The organism is Bradyrhizobium nivariense (assembly GCF_029846695.2).
In the GTDB taxonomy this organism is placed as follows: Bacteria; Pseudomonadota; Alphaproteobacteria; order Rhizobiales; family Xanthobacteraceae; genus Bradyrhizobium.
In genome coordinates this window covers 25585-42305 of sequence record NZ_JARWCR020000035.1, presented here as the reverse complement: position 1 = coordinate 42305, position 16721 = coordinate 25585, and the positions used below count along the sequence as shown (strand labels likewise).

Genomic DNA, 16721 nt, shown 5'->3' with positions numbered 1-16721 from the left:
ATCCCGGCTCGCGCTTCGCGCGTCCGGGACACGAAACTATTCCATCGTCGCCCGGAACGGGTGCCCCGGATACACGCCGACGATGCGGAATTCGCGCGAGAAGAATTTCAACTCCTCGATCGCGAAGGCGAGACCCTTGTCGTCAGGATGGCCGTCGACGTCGGCATAGAATTGCGTGGCGAAGAAATTGCCGTCGACCATGTAGCTCTCGAGCTTGGTCATGTTGACGCCGTTGGTGGCAAAGCCGCCGAGCGCCTTGTAGAGCGCGGCCGGCAAATTGCGCACCCGGAACACAAAAGTGGTGACCAGAGGACCGGAGCCCTGAGCGCCCCATTTCGGTTCGCGCGCCAGCACCACGAAGCGCGTGGTGTTGTGGGCCTCGTCCTCGATGTCCTCAGCCAAAATGTCGAGGCCGTAGATCTGCGCGGCGAGGCGCGAGGCGATCGCGGCGACGGACTTGTCGTTGCGCTCGGAAATGTCGCGGGCGCTGCCGGCGGTATCGGCGTGCACGATTGGCTTGATGCCGAGCTTGCGGATGATGCGCCGGCACTGGCCGAGCGCGTGCACATGGCTCTCGACGCTCTTGATGTCTTCGAGCCTGGTCCCCTTCACCGCCATCAGCTGATGGCGAACCGGCAGAAACCATTCGCCGACGATGAAGAGGCCGGAGGCCGGCAGCAAATGATGGATGTCGGCGACGCGGCCTGCGACCGAATTCTCGATCGGGATCATGCCGAGGTCGGCCTCGCCCGACGAGATCGCCGACAATGCGTCCTCGAAGGTGGCGCATGGCATCGGCTCGGCGTCGGGATAGGCCTCGACGATGGCGATGTGTGAATTGGCCCCAGGCTCGCCCTGGAATGCGATTTTCAGCTTGCTCATGCTCGGCCTTGTAACAGCGGCTCAGGATTTGGAAAGGATGCTGCGGGCGGTTTCCAGGTCCGCCGGCGTGTCGACCCCGCGGGGCACGGTGTCGACAATGGTGAAGTCGATGCGCATTCCGGCCTCAAGCGCCCGGAGCTGCTCGAGCTTCTCCTGCAATTCCAGCGGCGAGGGCGGCAGCCGGACGTAGCGCTCCAGCGCGGCGCGGCGATAGGCGTAGAGGCCGATATGGTGGTAACGCGGCCCGTCGCCGGTCGGCGCGGTGGCGCGGGTGAAATAAAGTGCGCGCATGCGTCTGCCGCCGAGCGAGGTTCCGATCGCCTTCACGACGCTCGGCGCAAGGTCCTCCTCCTGGGTGTGGATCTGCGAGGCCAGCGTGGCGATGTCCACGGCGGGGTCTTGCAGCGGCGGCAGCACCTCGCGGATGTTGTCGATCGTGATGGTCGGGAAGTCGCCCTGAAGATTGACCACGATGTCGGCCTTGCCGTCCGGATCGAGCTTCTGCATGGCCTCGTGGATGCGGTCGGAGCCGGAGGGGTGCTCCGGGCGGGTCATCACGGCCTCGCCGCCATGGGCGGTTACGACCGACGCGATCTCCGCCGTGTCGGTCGCGACCGCGACCCGGCCTATGCCGGCGGCCTCGGCACGGCGCAGCACATGCACGATCATCGGCAGCCCCGCGATATCGGCGAGCGGCTTGCCGGGCAGGCGGGTGGCGGCCATGCGGGCCGGAATCAGCACCAGGATGCGGGGATCGATCATCGGTTCAAGAGCCTGGAAACGGGGCGTTTTCCGCGCCGAGAAATGGGGTGGGGACGGGCTTGAAGCCCGCTCGCTTATACGGGTTGCCAGACCCCGGGCAAACCGATATCTCAATGGCAAAACTCGGGGAAACAATAAGGAACGTTTGATTCTCTGAGGCTCGTCCTGGCGGCCGCTTTGGGCCGCTCGATCCTTGTTGCGGTGTGGGGCCTGGCCGGAAATGGACTCTTTCGAACTGAACAAGATTCTCGGTGCCGTGCTCGGCACCTGTCTCATCCTGCTGGTGACGAGCTTCACCGCGAGTGCGCTGTTCTCGCCCAAGATGCCGGAAAAGCCGGGCTTCGAGATCGCCGTGAAGGAAGACGCCGGTCACGGCAAGGAAGGCGGCGCTGCCGCCGCGGCCGCCGAGCCGATCGAAAAGCTGCTCCAGACCGCCTCGGTCGAGAAGGGCGCCTCCGCCGCCAAGAAGTGCGGTGCCTGCCACACCTTCGAGAAGGGCGGCCCGAACCGTGTCGGTCCGAACCTCTATGGCGTTGTCGGCGACCATGTCGGCGAAGGCCGCGGCGGCTTCAACTTCTCTGCTGCGATGAAGGGCAAGGGCGGCGCCTGGGACTTCGAGGCGCTCAACAAGTTCATTGCCAATCCCAAGGCGGCCGTCCCCGGCACCGCGATGGGTTTTGCCGGTATCCCGAAGGATAGCGAGCGCGCCGACGTCATCGCCTACCTGAACAGCCTCTCCGACAGCCCGAAGCCGCTGCCGACCGCGGCGAAATAAGGCGCTTGAGTATCGACCTTGGAATATGCGGCCAGGCTGGAAAGCCTGGCCGTTCGTTTATCCAGGCCTCGCGGTGACGTTATCGGGGCGTTTGGCCGCAGTGAGCCGCCGGCCCGGGCTTCCAAGATGAGGAAAAAGCAACATATTCCGTCGAAACCTCGCCTATATTGCGAACTTAAAGGAGTAGCCTCCTTCAAGACAGGAATGTTGATTTGGCCATTACCCGACGCGATCTCCTGCTCACTGGCACTGCCGCAGCAGCGCTCCCCGCCCTCGGTTCCGTAGCGGGTCTTCCCGTCGTCGGCGCGGCGCACGCGCAATCGGCCAGTGAGCTCACTTGGCGCCACGCACTGTCGCTGTTCGGAAAGGTCAAATACCCCGCCGACTTCAAGCGCTTCGACTACGTCAATCCGGAAGCGCCCAAAGGCGGCGCCGCGCGCCAGATCGCCGTCGGCACATTCGACAATTTCAACATCGTCGTCTCCGGAGTGAAGGGGCAGGTCGCCGGTGCCGTGGCGTTCGTCTATGAATCGCTCCTGACACCCGCGCTCGACGAAGTCTCGACCGAATACGGCGCACTGGCCGAGGCCATCAGCCACCCCGACGATTTTTCCTTCGTCAGCTATCGTTTGCGGTCCGACGCCAAATGGCATGATGGCAAGCCTGTGACCGCGGAAGACGTGATCTTCTCGCTCGATTCCTTCAAGAAGCACCACCCGCAGTACTCGGCCTATTACAGCCATGTGACGAAGGCCGAGCAGGTCGGCGAGCGCGAGGTGAAGTTCGTGTTCGACGCGCCGGGCAACCGCGAGCTGCCGCAGATCGTCGGGCAGCTGACCGTCTTGCCGAAGCATTGGTGGGAGGGGACCGACGCGCAGGGTCGCAAGCGCGATGTCTCCGCCACCACGCTCGAAGTGCCGCTGGGGTCGGGCCCCTACAGGGTCAAGGAATTCGTTGCCGGACGGTCGATCGTGCTGGAGCGCGTCAAGGATTATTGGGGGCGCGATCTCGCCGCCAATGTGGGCCGCAATAATTTCGACGAGATGCGCTACGAGTATTTCCGCGACGCCACCGTGGCGATCGAGGCTTTCAAGGCCGATCAGGTCGATTGGCGCACCGAGAACAGCGCGAAGAACTGGGCGACGGCCTACGACTTCCCGGCCGTCACCGAAAAGCGCGTGCTCCTCGAGGAGTTCGCCAATCGCAGCTCGGGCGTCATGCAGGCCTTCGTGCCGAACCTGCGCCGCGCCAAGTTCAGGGATCCGCGCGTGCGTCGAGCGCTCAACTACGCGTTCGACTTCGAGGAGATGAACAAGCAGATCTTCTACGGCCAGTACAAGCGCGTCAGCAGTTATTTCGATGGCATCGATGAGCTGATGGCGACCGGTTTGCCGCAGGGCAAGGAGCTCGAGATCCTCGAGACGGTCCGCGCCGAAGTCCCGCCCGAAGTCTTCACGACGGCCTATACCAATCCAGTCGGCGGCAGTCCGGAAGCCGTGCGCGACAATCTGCGCGAGGCGCTTCGCCTGTTCAAGGAAGCCGGCTACGAAGTGCGCGACCGCAAGCTGATCGACGTCAAGACGGGCGCCCAGTTCTCGCTTGAACTGCTGAACTCGGATCCGAGCTTCGAGCGGATCACGCTGTTCTACAAGCCGTCGCTGGAACGGCTCGGCATTGCCGTCAGCGTGCGGACGGTCGATCCGACCCAATACGAGAACAGGACTCGCGAGTGGGATTTCGACATCGTCACCAACTCCTGGGGCGAGTCGCAGTCGCCGGGTAACGAGCAGCGCGAATTCTGGTCGTCGAAGACGGCCGACATCGCCGGTTCACGCAATATTACCGGCATCAAGAACCCGGCGGTCGACAAGCTGATCGAGCGGGTAATCTACGCCAAGAACCGCGACGATCTCGTCGCGGCAACCAAGGCACTCGACCGCGTCCTGCTGTGGAATCACTACGTGGTGCCGCAGTGGACCTATACGAAGGTGCGCACCGCGCGCTGGGATCGCTTCGGCCGGCCGGCGGAATTGCCCAAATACGGTCAGTCCGGCTTTCCGTTCATTTGGTGGTACGACGCGGACAAGGCGGCGCGGATCGCAAAGAAGTCGTGAAGGACGCTCCCCGCATGACGCAGATGTCACGCCGGCATGTGCTGGCCCTGGGTGCCGGCGGTGCGTTCAGCGCCGCCTGGCTCCGGGGCGCGACAGCGTCCGAGATGCCCGCCGAGGCCCACGGCATGTCGGCGTTCGGTGACCTCAAATATCCCGCCGACTTCCATCACTTCGACTACGTCAATGTTGACGCGCCGAAGGGCGGCACGTTCTCGCTTATCCCGTCGGTGCGCGCCTACAACCAGTCCTACCAGACCTTCAATTCGCTCAATGCCTTCATCCTCAAAGGCGATGGCGCGCAGGGCATGGACATGACTTTTGCGCCGCTGATGGTGCGAGCCAATGACGAACCGGATGGGATGTACGGGCTTGCCGCCAAGTCTGTAAATATATCGGCAGACAAGCTGGTCTATCGCTTCACCATGCGGCCCGAGGCGAAATTCCACGACGGCACCAAGCTCACCGCGCACGACGCGGCATTTTCGTTGACGGCGCTGAAGACGAAGGGCCATCCGCTGATCATCGTGCAGATGCGCGATATGATCAGCGCGGAAGCCGTTGACGATGCGACACTAGTCGTCAGCTTTGCCAAGGGACGCGCGCGCGACGTGCCACTCTATGTCGCGGGACTGCCGATCTTCTCGAAAGCTTACTATGCCTCCCGTCCGTTCGACGAAACGTCTCTGGAGATCCCGCTGGGTTCGGGGCCGTACAAGGTCGGCAAGTTCGAGGTCAACCGCTACATCGAATACGTGCGCGTCAAGGACTGGTGGGCAACCGATCTTCCGGCCTGCCGAGGCAGCTACAATTTCGACGTCGTGCGGTACGAATTCTACCGCGACCGCGATGTCGCTTTCGAAGGTTTCACCGGCAAGAACTATCTCTACCGCGAGGAGTTCACCTCTCGGATCTGGGCGACGCGCTATGACTTCCCTGCGGTGAAGGACGGTCGCGTCAAGATGGAGGTCGTGCCCGACGACACGCCGTCCGGCGCGCAAGGATGGTTCATCAACACGCGGCGCGACAAGTTTAGGGATCCTCGCGTGCGCGAGGCCCTGATCGACGCCTTCGACTTCGAGTGGACCAACAAGACCATCATGTACGGTGCTTATGCCCGCACGGTGTCGCCATTTCAGAATTCGGATCTCATGGCGAGCGACGGACCTCCGTCGCCGGACGAGCTGAAGCTGCTGGAGCCGTTTCGCGGCCAGGTTCCCGACGAAGTGTTCGCCGCACCGTTCACGCCGCCAGTCTCGGACGGCTCCGGGCAGGACCGCAGCCTGCTGCGCAAGGCGCAGCAACTGCTCAGCGAGGCCGGCCTGCCGATCAAGGACGGCAAACGGGTGCTGCCGAATGGTGAGGTGTTCAGGATCGAGTTCCTGCTGGACGAGCCTTCGTTCCAGCCGCACCATGCCCCCTACATCAAGAATCTCGCGACGCTCGGCATCGAAGCGAGCGTGCGCCTCGTCGATGCCGTGCAACACAAGGCGCGCCAGGAAGATTTCGACTTCGACATCACGATCCAGCGCTTCAGCATGTCGGCGACACCGGGCGATGCCATGCGCGCGTTCTTTTCCTCGCAGGTCGCCGCAACCAAGGGCTCGTACAATCTGGCGGGCGTCGCCAGTCCAGCCATCGACGCCATGATCGAAAAAATCATGGCGGCGGACAACCGAGAGGACTTGACCGTCGCCTGCCGGGCCTTCGATCGCCTGTTCCGGGCCGGCCGTTATTGGGTGCCGCAATGGTACAACAAGACGCATCGGCTTGCTTATTGGGACCAATTCGGCCATCCGCAGAAGCTGCCGCGTTATGCCAACGGCGTCGGCGCCCCCGATATCTGGTGGCATGATGGCGGCAAGGCCGCCAAGCTCGAGCAGGCGAAATAGCCATGAGCGCCTATATCGCCCGCCGCATCCTGCTGATGATCCCGACCTTGCTCGGGATCCTCTTCGTCTCCTTCATCGTCGTGCAGTTCGCGCCGGGCGGCCCGGTCGAGCGCGTGATCGCGCAGCTCTCGGGCGCCGACACCGGCGGCAGTTCGCGCATTTCAGGCGGCAGCGACTTTGCACAGCGCACGCCGGGCCAAGTCGGCGCCGGCGGCGATGCCATGAACTCGAAATATCGTGGCGCGCAAGGGCTCGATCCCGATTTCATCAAGAAGCTGGAGGTGCAGTTCGGCTTCGACAAGCCGGCACCGGAACGCTTTCTCCTGATGGTGTGGAACTTCGCCCGCTTCGATTTCGGCAAGAGCTATTTTCGCGACGTCAGCGTAATGCAGCTGGTCAAGGAGAAGTTGCCGGTCTCGATCTCGCTCGGCATCTGGCTGACGCTGCTAACCTACCTGATCTCGATTCCGCTCGGCATCCGCAAGGCGGTCAGGGACGGAACGCGCTTCGACACCTGGACGTCGAGCGTGCTCGTGCTCGGCTATGCGATACCCGGCTTCCTGTTCGCGATCCTCCTGATCATCCTGTTTGCCGGGGGCTCGTTTTTCAACTGGTTCCCGCTGCGCGGACTGACGTCAGACGGCTGGTCGGAGTTTCCGTGGTACTGGAAGATCATCGATTACTTCTGGCATCTGACGCTGCCGCTGATCGCCATGGGGCTCGGCGCGTTCACCACCATGACGTTCCTGACCAAGAACTCGTTTCTGGACGAGATCCGCAAGCAATACGTGATGACCGCGCGCGCGAAAGGCTGCAGCGAGAATCGGGTGCTCTATGGTCACGTCTTCCGCAACGCGATGCTCATCGTCATCGCCGGCTTTCCCAGCACCTTCATCCACGCCTTCTTCTCGGGCTCGCTTCTGATCGAGACCATCTTCTCGCTGGACGGGCTGGGGCTGCTCAGTTTCGAGAGCGTTCTCAACCGCGACTACCCCGTGGTGTTCGGCACGCTCTTCATCTTTTCGCTCGTTGGCCTCGTCATCAACCTCATCTCTGACCTGACCTATATGTGGATCGATCCGCGGATTGATTTCGAGGCGCGGGAGGTCTGATGACGCTGGCCGCCCCCACCACGCCGATCGAAACCACTGCGAAGTCGCCGCTCGGCGATGCCGTGCCGATCACGCGCAAACCGTTCGTGCCATCGCCGCTCAACAGGCGGCGCTGGCAGAATTTCATGGCGAACCGGCGCGGCTACTGGTCGTTCTGGATCTTCCTGATCTTGTTTGTGGTGTCGCTGTTCGCCGAGCTGATCGCCAATGATCGGCCCTTCCTGATCAAATATGATGGCCACCTCTATTGGCCGTCGGTCGTCACCTATTCGGAAACCACTTTCGGCGGCGACTTCGAAACGGCAGCCGACTATCGCGATCCCTATTTGCAGAAGCTGATCAGGGACAAGGGCGGCAGCATCGTCTGGCCGCTGATCCGCTACTCCTACGACACCCACAATCTCGATCTGCCGACGCCAGCGCCGTCGCCGCCGACCTGGATGTTGACGGAAGCGCAGTGCAAGCCTGTCGTCGAGAAGAAAGGCCTCAAGAGCTGCCGCGATCTCGAATACAACTGGCTCGGCACCGACGATCAGGGCCGCGACGTGGTGGCGCGGCTGATCTACGGCTTCCGCATCTCGGTGCTGTTCGGCCTCTGCCTGACCATCATCTCCTCCATTGTCGGCATCGCGGCCGGGGCGGTGCAGGGCTATTTCGGCGGCTGGATCGACCTGTTGTTCCAGCGCTTCATCGAGATATGGACTGCGATCCCTTCACTCTATCTGCTGCTGATCCTGTCGTCGGTGCTGGTGCCGGGTTTCTTCGTGCTTCTCGGCATCCTGCTGTTGTTTTCCTGGGTGTCGCTGGTCGGACTCGTGCGCGCGGAATTTCTGCGCGGGCGCAATTTCGAGTACATCCAGGCGGCGCGGGCGCTCGGCGTGTCCAACGCCGTGATCATGTTCAGGCATCTGCTGCCGAACGCGATGGTCGCGACGATGACGTTCCTGCCGTTTATCGTCTCCTCGTCGGTCATGACGCTCACGGCCCTCGATTTCCTCGGCTTCGGGTTGCCGCCCGGCTCGCCGTCGCTCGGCGAGCTGCTGTCGCAGGGCAAGTCCAACGTGCAGGCGCCTTGGCTCGGTTTCTCCGGTTTCTTCTCGGTCGCGATCATGCTGTCGCTTTTGATCTTCATCGGCGAGGCCGTGCGCGATGCCTTCGATCCGCGCAAGACGTTCAGGTAAGCCAATGGACGCGATCAACCAGCCCCTGCTCAGCGTGCGCGACCTCTCGGTGGCCTTCCACCAGGGCGGCGCCACCACGCTCGCGGTCGACAAGATCTCGTTCCAGATCAAGCGCGGCGAGTGCGTGGCGCTGGTCGGCGAGTCCGGCTCCGGCAAGTCGGTCAGCGCGCTCTCGATCCTCAAGCTCTTGCCCTATCCGAATGCCTCGCATCCCTCGGGCAGCATCCGCTTCAAGGGGCGCGAACTGATCGACCAGTCGGAACGGGAGATGCGCGAGATTCGCGGCAGCGACATCTCCATCATCTTCCAGGAGCCGATGACCTCGCTCAATCCACTGCACACGATCGAGGCGCAGATCGGCGAGATCATCCAGCTGCACAATCCGACCAGCAATGCCGAGGCGCGCAGGCGGACGCTGGAGCTGCTGACGCAGGTCGGCATTCCCGAGCCTGAAACGCGGCTGAAGAGCTATCCGCACCAGCTCTCCGGCGGCCAGCGCCAGCGCGTCATGATCGCGATGGCGCTCGCCAACGAGCCGGATCTGTTGATCGCGGACGAGCCGACCACGGCGCTCGACGTCACCGTGCAGGCGCAGATCCTGACGCTGCTCGCCGAGATCCGCGGCCGGCTCGGCATGAGCCTGCTCTTCATCACCCACGATCTCGGCATCGTGCGCCGTATCGCCGACCAGGTCTGCGTCATGAAGGGCGGCGAGATCGTCGAGCAGGGGCCGGTCGAGCAGGTCTTTAAGAGTCCGAAGCATCCCTATACGCGCGACCTGCTCGCAGCGGAACCGAAGCCGGATCCGGCGCCGCCGCAGCCGGATGCGCCGGTGGTGATGTCCGCCGATGACCTGAAAGTCTGGTTTCCGATCAAGCGCGGGCTGATGCGCAAGACGGTCGGTCACATCAAGGCGGTCGACGGCGTCAGCGTCGCCGTGCGCAAGGGCGAGACGCTCGGCGTCGTCGGCGAGTCCGGCTCGGGCAAGACCACGCTGGGGCTCGCATTGATGCGGCTGATCTCCTCGAACGGACGCATCGTGTTCCTGGGAAAAGATATCCAGTGTCTGCGCTTCAAGGAGATGCGTCCCTTTCGGCGCGACATGCAGGTCGTGTTCCAGGATCCTTTCGGCTCGCTCAGTCCGCGCATGTCGATCGCCGACATCATCGCCGAAGGCCTCTCCGTGCATCAGCCGAAGCTCTCGCGCGAGGAGCGTGAGGCGCGCGTCGTCAAGGCGCTCGAGGACGTCGGACTGAAGGCAGATACCCGCCACCGCTATCCCCATGAATTCTCCGGCGGCCAGCGCCAGCGCATCAGCATCGCACGCGCGGTGGTGCTGGAGCCGGATTTCGTCGTGCTGGACGAGCCGACCAGCGCGCTCGACATGCTGATTCAGGCACAGATGGTCGATCTGTTGCGCGAGCTGCAGCGCAGGCGCGATCTCACCTACATGTTCATCTCGCACGACTTGCGCGTCGTCGCCTCGCTCGCCAGCCATCTGATCGTGATGCGCGGCGGCAAGGTGGTCGAGGAAGGCCAGGCCGCCGAACTGTTCAAGAGCCCGAAGACGGATTATACGCGCGCGCTGTTTGCGGCGGCGTTCCGGCTGGAGACGGAGGGGAATGGATCGGTGGCGACGTAGCCGCGGTCAGAGCCGCTTGATCGCGGCGACCTCGCTGCCGGCCTGCTTGATCCGCGCAATCGCCGGCTCGACCGCTTCGATCACCGTCGCCATGTGATGGGCGTTGGCGTGAACCATGGTGGCGCCATCACGGACGATGGCGACATGGCCCTTCCAGAAAATGAGATCGCCGCGTTGCAGCTTGTTCCGCTCGTGCGGTTCGAGCGCGCGGCCGAGACCCGCCTGCTGCATGTCGCTGTCGCGCGGGCAGCCGGTGCCCGCCGACGTCAGCGAGACCTGGACGAGGCCGGAGCAATCGATGCCAAAACTGCTTTTGCCGCCCCAGAGATAGGGCGTGCCGACGAAGCGCTCGGCGACTGTGACGAAATCCGGCTCGCGATGACCAAGCGGGGCGAGATGGGCCTTGGGCAGATATTGTCCGTCGCGCGTCACGGCGAAGCTGCCGTCCTCGCGCGCGACCGCGATCTTCGATCCCATCACCAGCGTGTCTGCCGGCGGCAGCTTGATCGAGGGACCGGGGAAAGCAAAGGTTCGTAGCGCACTGACCATGTGGGTCGGGGCGGCCGAGGGCTTCATGAGCGCTGCATCCGGCAGCCAGCCGACATAGCCGTCACCGGAAAGCTGACCCCAGGCCCAGCCTTCGCCGTTGCGATCGTAGACCGTGACGCGCTCGCCGCGCAGCGCTTGCGTCATCAGCATCGCGTTCGACGACGGCTGCTCGCGCACGGGTGCGATCGCCTCGACTATCTCGAATTCCTCGCCCGTCACGAACCGATCCGCCTGCACCTTGCCTTCGAGATATTTCGCGGCGAGGTCGCTTCGCGCCGGCGTCAGCCGCGGATCGTGTTTTGGATCTCGTCCTGAATCATGCATAGCGCTCGCTCAGCAATGTGTAGATCGCGCGCGCGGCCTGGCACTCGCCGCCCTCGGGGCGTGCGGGCTTCGCCGACGGCGTCCAGCCGTAGATGTCGACATGCAGCCAGCTCCTGGCCTGTTCGACGAAGCGTTGCAGGAACAGCGCGCAGGTGATCGAGCCCGCAAACCCGCCAGAGGGCGCATTGGTGATGGTGGCCGTCTTGGAGTCCAGCCACGCATCGTAAGGTGGCCACAGCGGCATGCGCCACAACGGATCGTTCTCCTTCACCGCGCATCGCGCGACGTCGGCAGCCAGCGTCTCATCGTTGGTGTAAAAGGGAGGTAAATCAGGCCCCAGCGCGACGCGTGCCGCTCCCGTCAAGGTGCCGAGATCGATCAGCAGGTCCGGCTTTTCTTCGTCGGCCAGCGCCAGCGCGTCGGCGAGCACGAGGCGACCCTCCGCGTCCGTATTGCCGATCTCGACCGTGATGCCCTTGCGCGAGGTGAAGATGTCGAGCGGGCGGAAGGCATTGCCCGCGACCGCGTTCTCCACGGCCGGAATCAGCACGCGCAGGCGGACCTTGAGCTTCGCATCCATCACCATGCGCGCCAGCGCCAGCACGTTGGCGGCGCCGCCCATGTCCTTCTTCATGATCAGCATGCCGCTCGACGGTTTCAGGTCGAGCCCGCCGGTGTCGAAGCAGACGCCCTTGCCGACCAGCGTCACCTTGGGATGGACCGGGTCGCCCCAGCCGATGTCGATCAGCCGCGGCGCACGGTCCGAGGCCATGCCGACGGCGTGGATCAGCGGAAAATTCGTCTTCAACTCCTCACCGACGGTGCAGGCAAAGCTTGCCCCGAATTCGGCGGCGAGAACTTGCGCGGCTGCGGCCAGCTCTTCCGGCCCCATGTCATTGGCCGGCGTGTTGATGAGGTCGCGCGCCAGCATCGCAGCGTCCGCCATGCGGTTGATCTCGGCCGCGTCGACGCCATCGGGCGGCTCGAGGCGGACCTCGGGACGATCCGCCTTGCGGTACCGGGCAAAGCGATAGCTGCCGAGCGCGAAGGCGAGCGCAGCGAGCCGTGCATCGTGTGGTGCGTTGGCGAAGCGATAGATGCCCGGCGGCAGCAGACCGGGCAGGGCGCCCGGCCGGAACAGGTCGCGCGATCTTGCGCCTTCATCCTCGAGGCCGAACAGCACTTGCGCGATCGCGCCATCCGGCGCGGGCAGCACGAGATAGCCGCCCGGCTTTGCGGTAAAGGCGCTCGCAGTGGCGAACTGGCGTTGCGCCGGCGGCAGCGTCTCGGCGACCTGATCCCAGTTCGACTTGGTGACGAAGGTGATCGGGATGGCGTGGGGCGACGTGTCGAAGACAGAAGGCATTGGCGGGTCCGGATCGTCAGATCGAGCGGGTCATACGAACGGACGAGACTTCGCAGAGTTTCGCCGCCGCTGCAATCGGCTTTGCTGTCACCGTTCGGCGATCCGCTACTCGTAGCGAGGGGGCCATGCTAGGTTCCGGCAACGGCCGTCAGGTGCGGAGATCTCCGGCGGCCGACGACAAAGCCGGCCGGGAGGAAATGCAATGGAATTTGTGTGGAGCGTGGTCACATTCATGGGCCAGGTCGTCGAGGCGATTTTCGGCTATGTCGAGCATCATCATTGGATCTTCGCATTCCTTGCCGGCGGTTACGTCTTCTATCTCCACGACCGCTCCGTTCACGCGCGGTTCGATGCACTTGACAGGCGTATCGACGAAATCCGCAAGCGGCTTGCCATCGAATATTGATCGGGCGAGCGAAACCATCATCAGGTAGGCCTCGTCTCCATGCTGAGAACTGCCGTTCACGCGAGCGCGGCCGCAGGGCTTTACTAGCGTTGTGGTTGTGGCATTATCTACGAATATTTTAGATTGTGTCGTGCGGTTCTGCACGTCGAGAACGCGGCACGCGGTCGATACTTACCCGGGCTCATCACGGCCCGGGCCGATACCGGACTGAACTTGATCATCGAAGCATTTCTCTCATCGTTTGAGCGGCGCAGCATTCGCACATGAGCGGCGCAAAATGGATAGATCGTTCGTTATTGTACAGATCACCGACCTGCATCTGGACGGGTCGGGCCGGCTGCTTGCGACGATCGAGACGCTCAATGCCGCAATTCGCGAGAGGATGGCGGACTTCGCGGACGTTCCCGATCGCATCCTGCTGATCACGGGCGATCTCGTGGACGACCCGACGCCGCGTGCGCTCGACGAAGCGCTCGCCGTCATCGCGTCCTTCCGGCAGACCGGGCTGTTCACCGATATCCAGGCAGTTGCCGGCAATCACGACGTCAAGCGCCCGAGCCAGCGTGCAGGCCGTCACGACGTCTATGATTACCTGCATCTGCCGCGGACCTCGAAGAGCGTCTACTACCGCCAGGCTGGCCTCGATCTGGTGCTGCTGGATTCCAACCACGCGAGCCTCACGACAATTGCGAACGGCAATGTCGATCAGACGGCCTATCACGCCATGGTTGCGGATTCCGCGCGGCTGAGCGTCGAGCTCGCGGGCAGCCTTGGGTCGGCAGGCCGTGCCGATTATGCCGAGCCGGTGGAAAACCTGGTGCGCGTGCTGGCGCTGCACCATCATCCGCTGCCGCAGGCAACCGGAGAGGGGAAGCGGTTTCTCGGCGTGCCCGACGAGCCGCTGATGTATCTCGCCGCGCCCGCGACCTTCCTCGAAGCGGCGACCTCGCTCAACGTCGATCTGGTTCTGCACGGCCACCGGCATGTCGAGGGGCTGACACGCTATTCGATGCCCGATCCGCGCGCCACGTCGAGCGAGAGCGATCAAGCGTTCTGGCGCACGATCTACGTCTTGTCCTGTCCGTCATCGACCGGGCAGGCCGGTGACGATGCCGGCTTCAACGTCATCCATTTCGGCCCGATGTCCCATGCCGGCCGCACGGAGTATCGCTTCGCGATTGCCCGCTACTCGCGGCCACGCAACGATGGTGTCTTCGGGCCGCTCGATTCGAACCTGCCGCACGGCGTCATCAGGCTGCCGGCCGGGCGGGATTTTTCGCGTGACTCGGCTGTCGAGTCGGCCATCGAGATCGACGCATGCACGACGCTGAAGCGGGACCAGGTCGCAGTATTCGCCCGCCGGCTCCTGCTGCGCCGCGCCTTCTATGCCGACGGCGAGGTGGATTGGGCCAACGTGTTCCACGTCTATCTCGTCACCTCTCACGCCTGGGCCGATCTCGAGGGCAAGTTGTTGAGGTCTGCCCGCAAGCATGACGTCGAGGCGGCGGCCGTGGTGACATCGCTGCTGCGCCGACTGATCGAGCAATCGGCCGATGTGCTCGGCATCGATGATTTTCAGCTCGACGAGCTCCGCGCGAGGCGTCTGGTCAATCGTGACGATCTTCGGCGCGAATTGCCGGGAGGGACGCTCCCTGAGATCGATGTTGAGGCAGAGGCCCGACAACGACTGCAATTGCTGCGGGACCTGAACGAGCAGGCGAAGGCGCTCGGCCTCGATCTGGGTCTCGGCGGCGAGGTGCCGCCGCAGACGCCGCGGTGAGGGGCGCAGGTCGGGGGCGTTAACCGGCCGTTAGGGTTAACAGTCTATTGCTGGCGCGTTCGGCTCGATCAATCGGCTCGAGAGTCAAAGCGTCATGCGTCAACGGTTCAGTCTTGCCCGGCTTCTTGCGTCCACCTCGCTGGTCGCGGCGGTGGCCATGGGCCTCGGCGGCTGCACGGCGATGTCGAAACTCTCCGACGTCACGGGCTCGGTCGGGCCGCAGGCGGAAGCCGCTCCCACCGATCCCGCGCGCGCTGCCGAAGTCTATGGCGAGCGCTATCGTGCCAATCCCAAGGACGCCGACGCGGCGCTCGCCTATGGTCAGGCCCTGCGCGCCAACGGTCAGCGCGCCCAGGCCGCCGCCGTGCTCGAGCAGGCGACCATCGCCAATCCCGGCAACAAGGCGCTGATGGCCCAATACGGCCGCGCGCTCTCCGACAACGGCAATTTCCAGCAAGCCTTCGACGTGCTGTCGAAGGCGCATTCGCCCGACAACCCGGATTGGCGCCTGCTCTCGGTGCAGGGTACCGCGCTCGATCAGATGGGCCGTCACGAGGAAGCGCGCTCCTATTATGCGAGCGCGCTGAAGATCGCGCCGGGCGATCCGGGCGTGCTCTCCAATCTCGGCCTGTCCTACATGTTGTCGAGAGACTTGCCGAAGGCCGAAGACGCGCTGCGGCAGGCCTACGCCTCGCCGCGCGCAAGCGCACGGGTGCGGCAGAATCTCGGTCTGGTCGTCGGTCTTCAGGGCCGCTTCGCCGAAGCCGAGACCATCGTGAAGGCGGACCTGCCGCCGGACCAGGCTGCGGCCAATGTCGCCTATCTCAAGGAAATGCTGAGCCGCAGCGACGTCAGGCGGGGTGCGCCGAAGCGGACTCCGGTCGCCTCGCTCGGCCAGCCCGACTGATCAGACGTGATTTTCCAATCTTGAAGACGCCCGCGGACCGCGTCTTACGTCATTGCATCTCGCTGACCTTGATGCCGGTCGGTCCGAGAATGACGACGAACAGCACCGGCAGGAAGAACAGGATCATCGGCACCGTCAGCTTCGGCGGCAGCGCGGCGGCCTTCTTCTCGGCTTCGTTCATGCGCATGTCGCGGTTTTCCTGCGCCATCACCCGCAAGGATTGGCCGAGCGGGGTGCCGTAACGCTCCGCCTGCTGAAGCGCGAGACATACCGACTTGACGCCCTCCAGCCCGGTGCGCCGCGCCAGGTTCTCATAGGCGACCTTGCGATCCTGCAAATAGGACAGCTCGGCCGTAGTCAGGGTGAACTCCTCCGACAGCGCGATCGACTGGCCCACGATTTCGACCGCGACCTTCCGGAACCCCATCTCGACCGACATGCCGGATTCGATGCAGATCAGGAGCAGGTCGAGCGCATCGGGAAAGGCCCGCTTGATCGAGAGCTGGCGCTTGGAGATTGCGTTTCGGAGGAACAGCATCGGCGCCTGAAGGCCGAGATAGGCCGCGCCGACGCAGATGCCGATCTTGATCGGCATCGGCTTCTCCATGTGCGCGATCAGGAACACGTAGATGACCGAGCCGACGAACAGCACGATCGGAGCCACCAGGCGGGCGAACAGGAAGGTGATGTAGGGCGCCTGGCCGCGATAGCCCGCCATGATGAGCTTGTCTCGCGCCGCTTCCTGCGCAAGCCATTTGGTCAGGTTGAAGTCGTCGACGACCTTCGAGACGATCTGCTTCGGCGTCTGGCGCAGCGAGACCTTTTCGCTCTTGTGGAGGCGCTCGCGCTCACGCTGCCGGATGCGCTCACGTTCGTTCGCCACCGCCTTCATGCGCTTGGAGAGGCCCTCGCCGGCGAATAACGGCATCACCAGCGTATAGACGGTGGCGCTGGCCGCGATGGCCGCCAGCAGCATGGTCATGAAGTGGACGTCGTGAAGTTTTGAAACGAGGAACTCTACCATAAGGCACC

At 63.8% G+C, this 16721-nt stretch carries 14 protein-coding genes; 9 read left to right on the top strand and 5 right to left on the bottom strand.

Going from position 1 to position 16721, the window contains the following annotated elements; genetic code table 11:
• Positions 1–36: 36 nt before the first annotated feature.
• Both QCM77_RS25865 and QCM77_RS25860 read right to left on the bottom strand, forming a co-directional pair.
• Positions 37–882, bottom strand: coding sequence for a prephenate dehydratase (locus tag QCM77_RS25865; protein ID WP_279662434.1), 846 nt, complete (start codon positions 880–882; stop codon positions 37–39).
• Positions 883–903: 21 nt separating this feature from the next.
• The gene (locus tag QCM77_RS25860; protein WP_279662435.1) at positions 904–1644 is read right to left on the bottom strand and encodes a 3-deoxy-manno-octulosonate cytidylyltransferase; all 741 of its coding nucleotides are present in this window, start codon (positions 1642–1644) and stop codon (positions 904–906) included.
• A 220-nt stretch (positions 1645–1864) separates the two neighbouring features.
• On the opposite strand from QCM77_RS25860, the gene QCM77_RS25855 reads away from it, so the two are divergent.
• The 6 genes from QCM77_RS25855 (at position 1865) to QCM77_RS25830 (ending at position 10357) form a co-directional block, all read left to right on the top strand.
• Positions 1865–2419 (top strand): c-type cytochrome, encoded by a 555-nt coding sequence (locus QCM77_RS25855; RefSeq protein WP_279685415.1) that lies wholly within the window; start codon positions 1865–1867, stop codon positions 2417–2419.
• 212 nt (positions 2420–2631) lie between these two features.
• Positions 2632–4533, top strand: a complete 1902-nt coding sequence (locus QCM77_RS25850) for an extracellular solute-binding protein (protein WP_279685408.1) — start codon at positions 2632–2634, stop codon at positions 4531–4533.
• 14 nt (positions 4534–4547) lie between these two features.
• Positions 4548–6422 carry an extracellular solute-binding protein gene (locus QCM77_RS25845; protein ID WP_279685406.1) on the top strand — a complete coding sequence of 625 codons (1875 nt, stop codon included), beginning with the start codon at positions 4548–4550 and terminating at the stop codon, positions 6420–6422.
• 2 nt (positions 6423–6424) lie between these two features.
• On the top strand, positions 6425–7534 hold the full coding sequence (locus QCM77_RS25840; protein ID WP_279685405.1) for a microcin C ABC transporter permease YejB: 1110 nt from the start codon (positions 6425–6427) through the stop codon (positions 7532–7534).
• Complete coding sequence (locus QCM77_RS25835; protein ID WP_279662440.1) at positions 7534–8715, top strand: ABC transporter permease; 1182 nt, start codon at positions 7534–7536, stop codon at positions 8713–8715. The genes QCM77_RS25840 and QCM77_RS25835 overlap by 1 nt, the downstream gene beginning before the upstream one ends.
• A gap of 4 nt (positions 8716–8719) precedes the next feature.
• The gene (locus tag QCM77_RS25830) at positions 8720–10357 is read left to right on the top strand and encodes an ABC transporter ATP-binding protein (protein WP_279685404.1); all 1638 of its coding nucleotides are present in this window, start codon (positions 8720–8722) and stop codon (positions 10355–10357) included.
• Positions 10358–10363: 6 nt separating this feature from the next.
• On the opposite strand, the gene QCM77_RS25825 is transcribed toward QCM77_RS25830, so the two are convergent.
• Both QCM77_RS25825 and QCM77_RS25820 read right to left on the bottom strand, forming a co-directional pair.
• Positions 10364–11230: a C40 family peptidase gene (locus QCM77_RS25825; RefSeq protein ID WP_279685403.1), complete on the bottom strand. Its 867-nt coding sequence runs from the start codon at positions 11228–11230 to the stop codon at positions 10364–10366.
• Positions 11223–12596, bottom strand: a complete 1374-nt coding sequence (locus tag QCM77_RS25820) for a leucyl aminopeptidase family protein (protein ID WP_279685401.1) — start codon at positions 12594–12596, stop codon at positions 11223–11225. The genes QCM77_RS25825 and QCM77_RS25820 overlap by 8 nt, the downstream gene beginning before the upstream one ends.
• Positions 12597–12798: 202 nt before the next feature.
• On the opposite strand from QCM77_RS25820, the gene QCM77_RS25815 reads away from it, so the two are divergent.
• The 3 genes from QCM77_RS25815 (at position 12799) to QCM77_RS25805 (ending at position 15689) form a co-directional block, all read left to right on the top strand.
• Positions 12799–13002 carry a hypothetical protein gene (locus QCM77_RS25815; protein ID WP_279662444.1) on the top strand — a complete coding sequence of 68 codons (204 nt, stop codon included), beginning with the start codon at positions 12799–12801 and terminating at the stop codon, positions 13000–13002.
• A 277-nt stretch (positions 13003–13279) separates the two neighbouring features.
• Positions 13280–14782, top strand: coding sequence for a metallophosphoesterase family protein (locus tag QCM77_RS25810; protein ID WP_279685400.1), 1503 nt, complete (start codon positions 13280–13282; stop codon positions 14780–14782).
• A gap of 94 nt (positions 14783–14876) precedes the next feature.
• Complete coding sequence (locus QCM77_RS25805) at positions 14877–15689, top strand: tetratricopeptide repeat protein (RefSeq protein ID WP_279685398.1); 813 nt, start codon at positions 14877–14879, stop codon at positions 15687–15689.
• A gap of 49 nt (positions 15690–15738) precedes the next feature.
• On the opposite strand, the gene QCM77_RS25800 is transcribed toward QCM77_RS25805, so the two are convergent.
• Complete coding sequence (locus QCM77_RS25800) at positions 15739–16713, bottom strand: type II secretion system F family protein (RefSeq protein WP_279662447.1); 975 nt, start codon at positions 16711–16713, stop codon at positions 15739–15741.
• Positions 16714–16721: the final 8 nt, after the last annotated feature.

Coding starts and splice junctions, on each gene's coding strand:
- QCM77_RS25865 (WP_279662434.1), bottom strand. CDS start 882: ATGAGCAAGCTGAAAATCGCATTCCAGGGCGAGCCTGGGGCCAATTCA.
- QCM77_RS25860 (WP_279662435.1), bottom strand. CDS start 1,644: ATGATCGATCCCCGCATCCTGGTGCTGATTCCGGCCCGCATGGCCGCC.
- QCM77_RS25855 (WP_279685415.1), top strand. CDS start 1,865: ATGGACTCTTTCGAACTGAACAAGATTCTCGGTGCCGTGCTCGGCACC.
- QCM77_RS25845 (WP_279685406.1), top strand. CDS start 4,548: ATGACGCAGATGTCACGCCGGCATGTGCTGGCCCTGGGTGCCGGCGGT.
- QCM77_RS25840 (WP_279685405.1), top strand. CDS start 6,425: ATGAGCGCCTATATCGCCCGCCGCATCCTGCTGATGATCCCGACCTTG.
- QCM77_RS25835 (WP_279662440.1), top strand. CDS start 7,534: ATGACGCTGGCCGCCCCCACCACGCCGATCGAAACCACTGCGAAGTCG.
- QCM77_RS25830 (WP_279685404.1), top strand. CDS start 8,720: ATGGACGCGATCAACCAGCCCCTGCTCAGCGTGCGCGACCTCTCGGTG.
- QCM77_RS25825 (WP_279685403.1), bottom strand. CDS start 11,230: ATGCATGATTCAGGACGAGATCCAAAACACGATCCGCGGCTGACGCCG.
- QCM77_RS25820 (WP_279685401.1), bottom strand. CDS start 12,596: ATGCCTTCTGTCTTCGACACGTCGCCCCACGCCATCCCGATCACCTTC.
- QCM77_RS25815 (WP_279662444.1), top strand. CDS start 12,799: ATGGAATTTGTGTGGAGCGTGGTCACATTCATGGGCCAGGTCGTCGAG.
- QCM77_RS25810 (WP_279685400.1), top strand. CDS start 13,280: ATGGATAGATCGTTCGTTATTGTACAGATCACCGACCTGCATCTGGAC.
- QCM77_RS25805 (WP_279685398.1), top strand. CDS start 14,877: ATGCGTCAACGGTTCAGTCTTGCCCGGCTTCTTGCGTCCACCTCGCTG.
- QCM77_RS25800 (WP_279662447.1), bottom strand. CDS start 16,713: ATGGTAGAGTTCCTCGTTTCAAAACTTCACGACGTCCACTTCATGACC.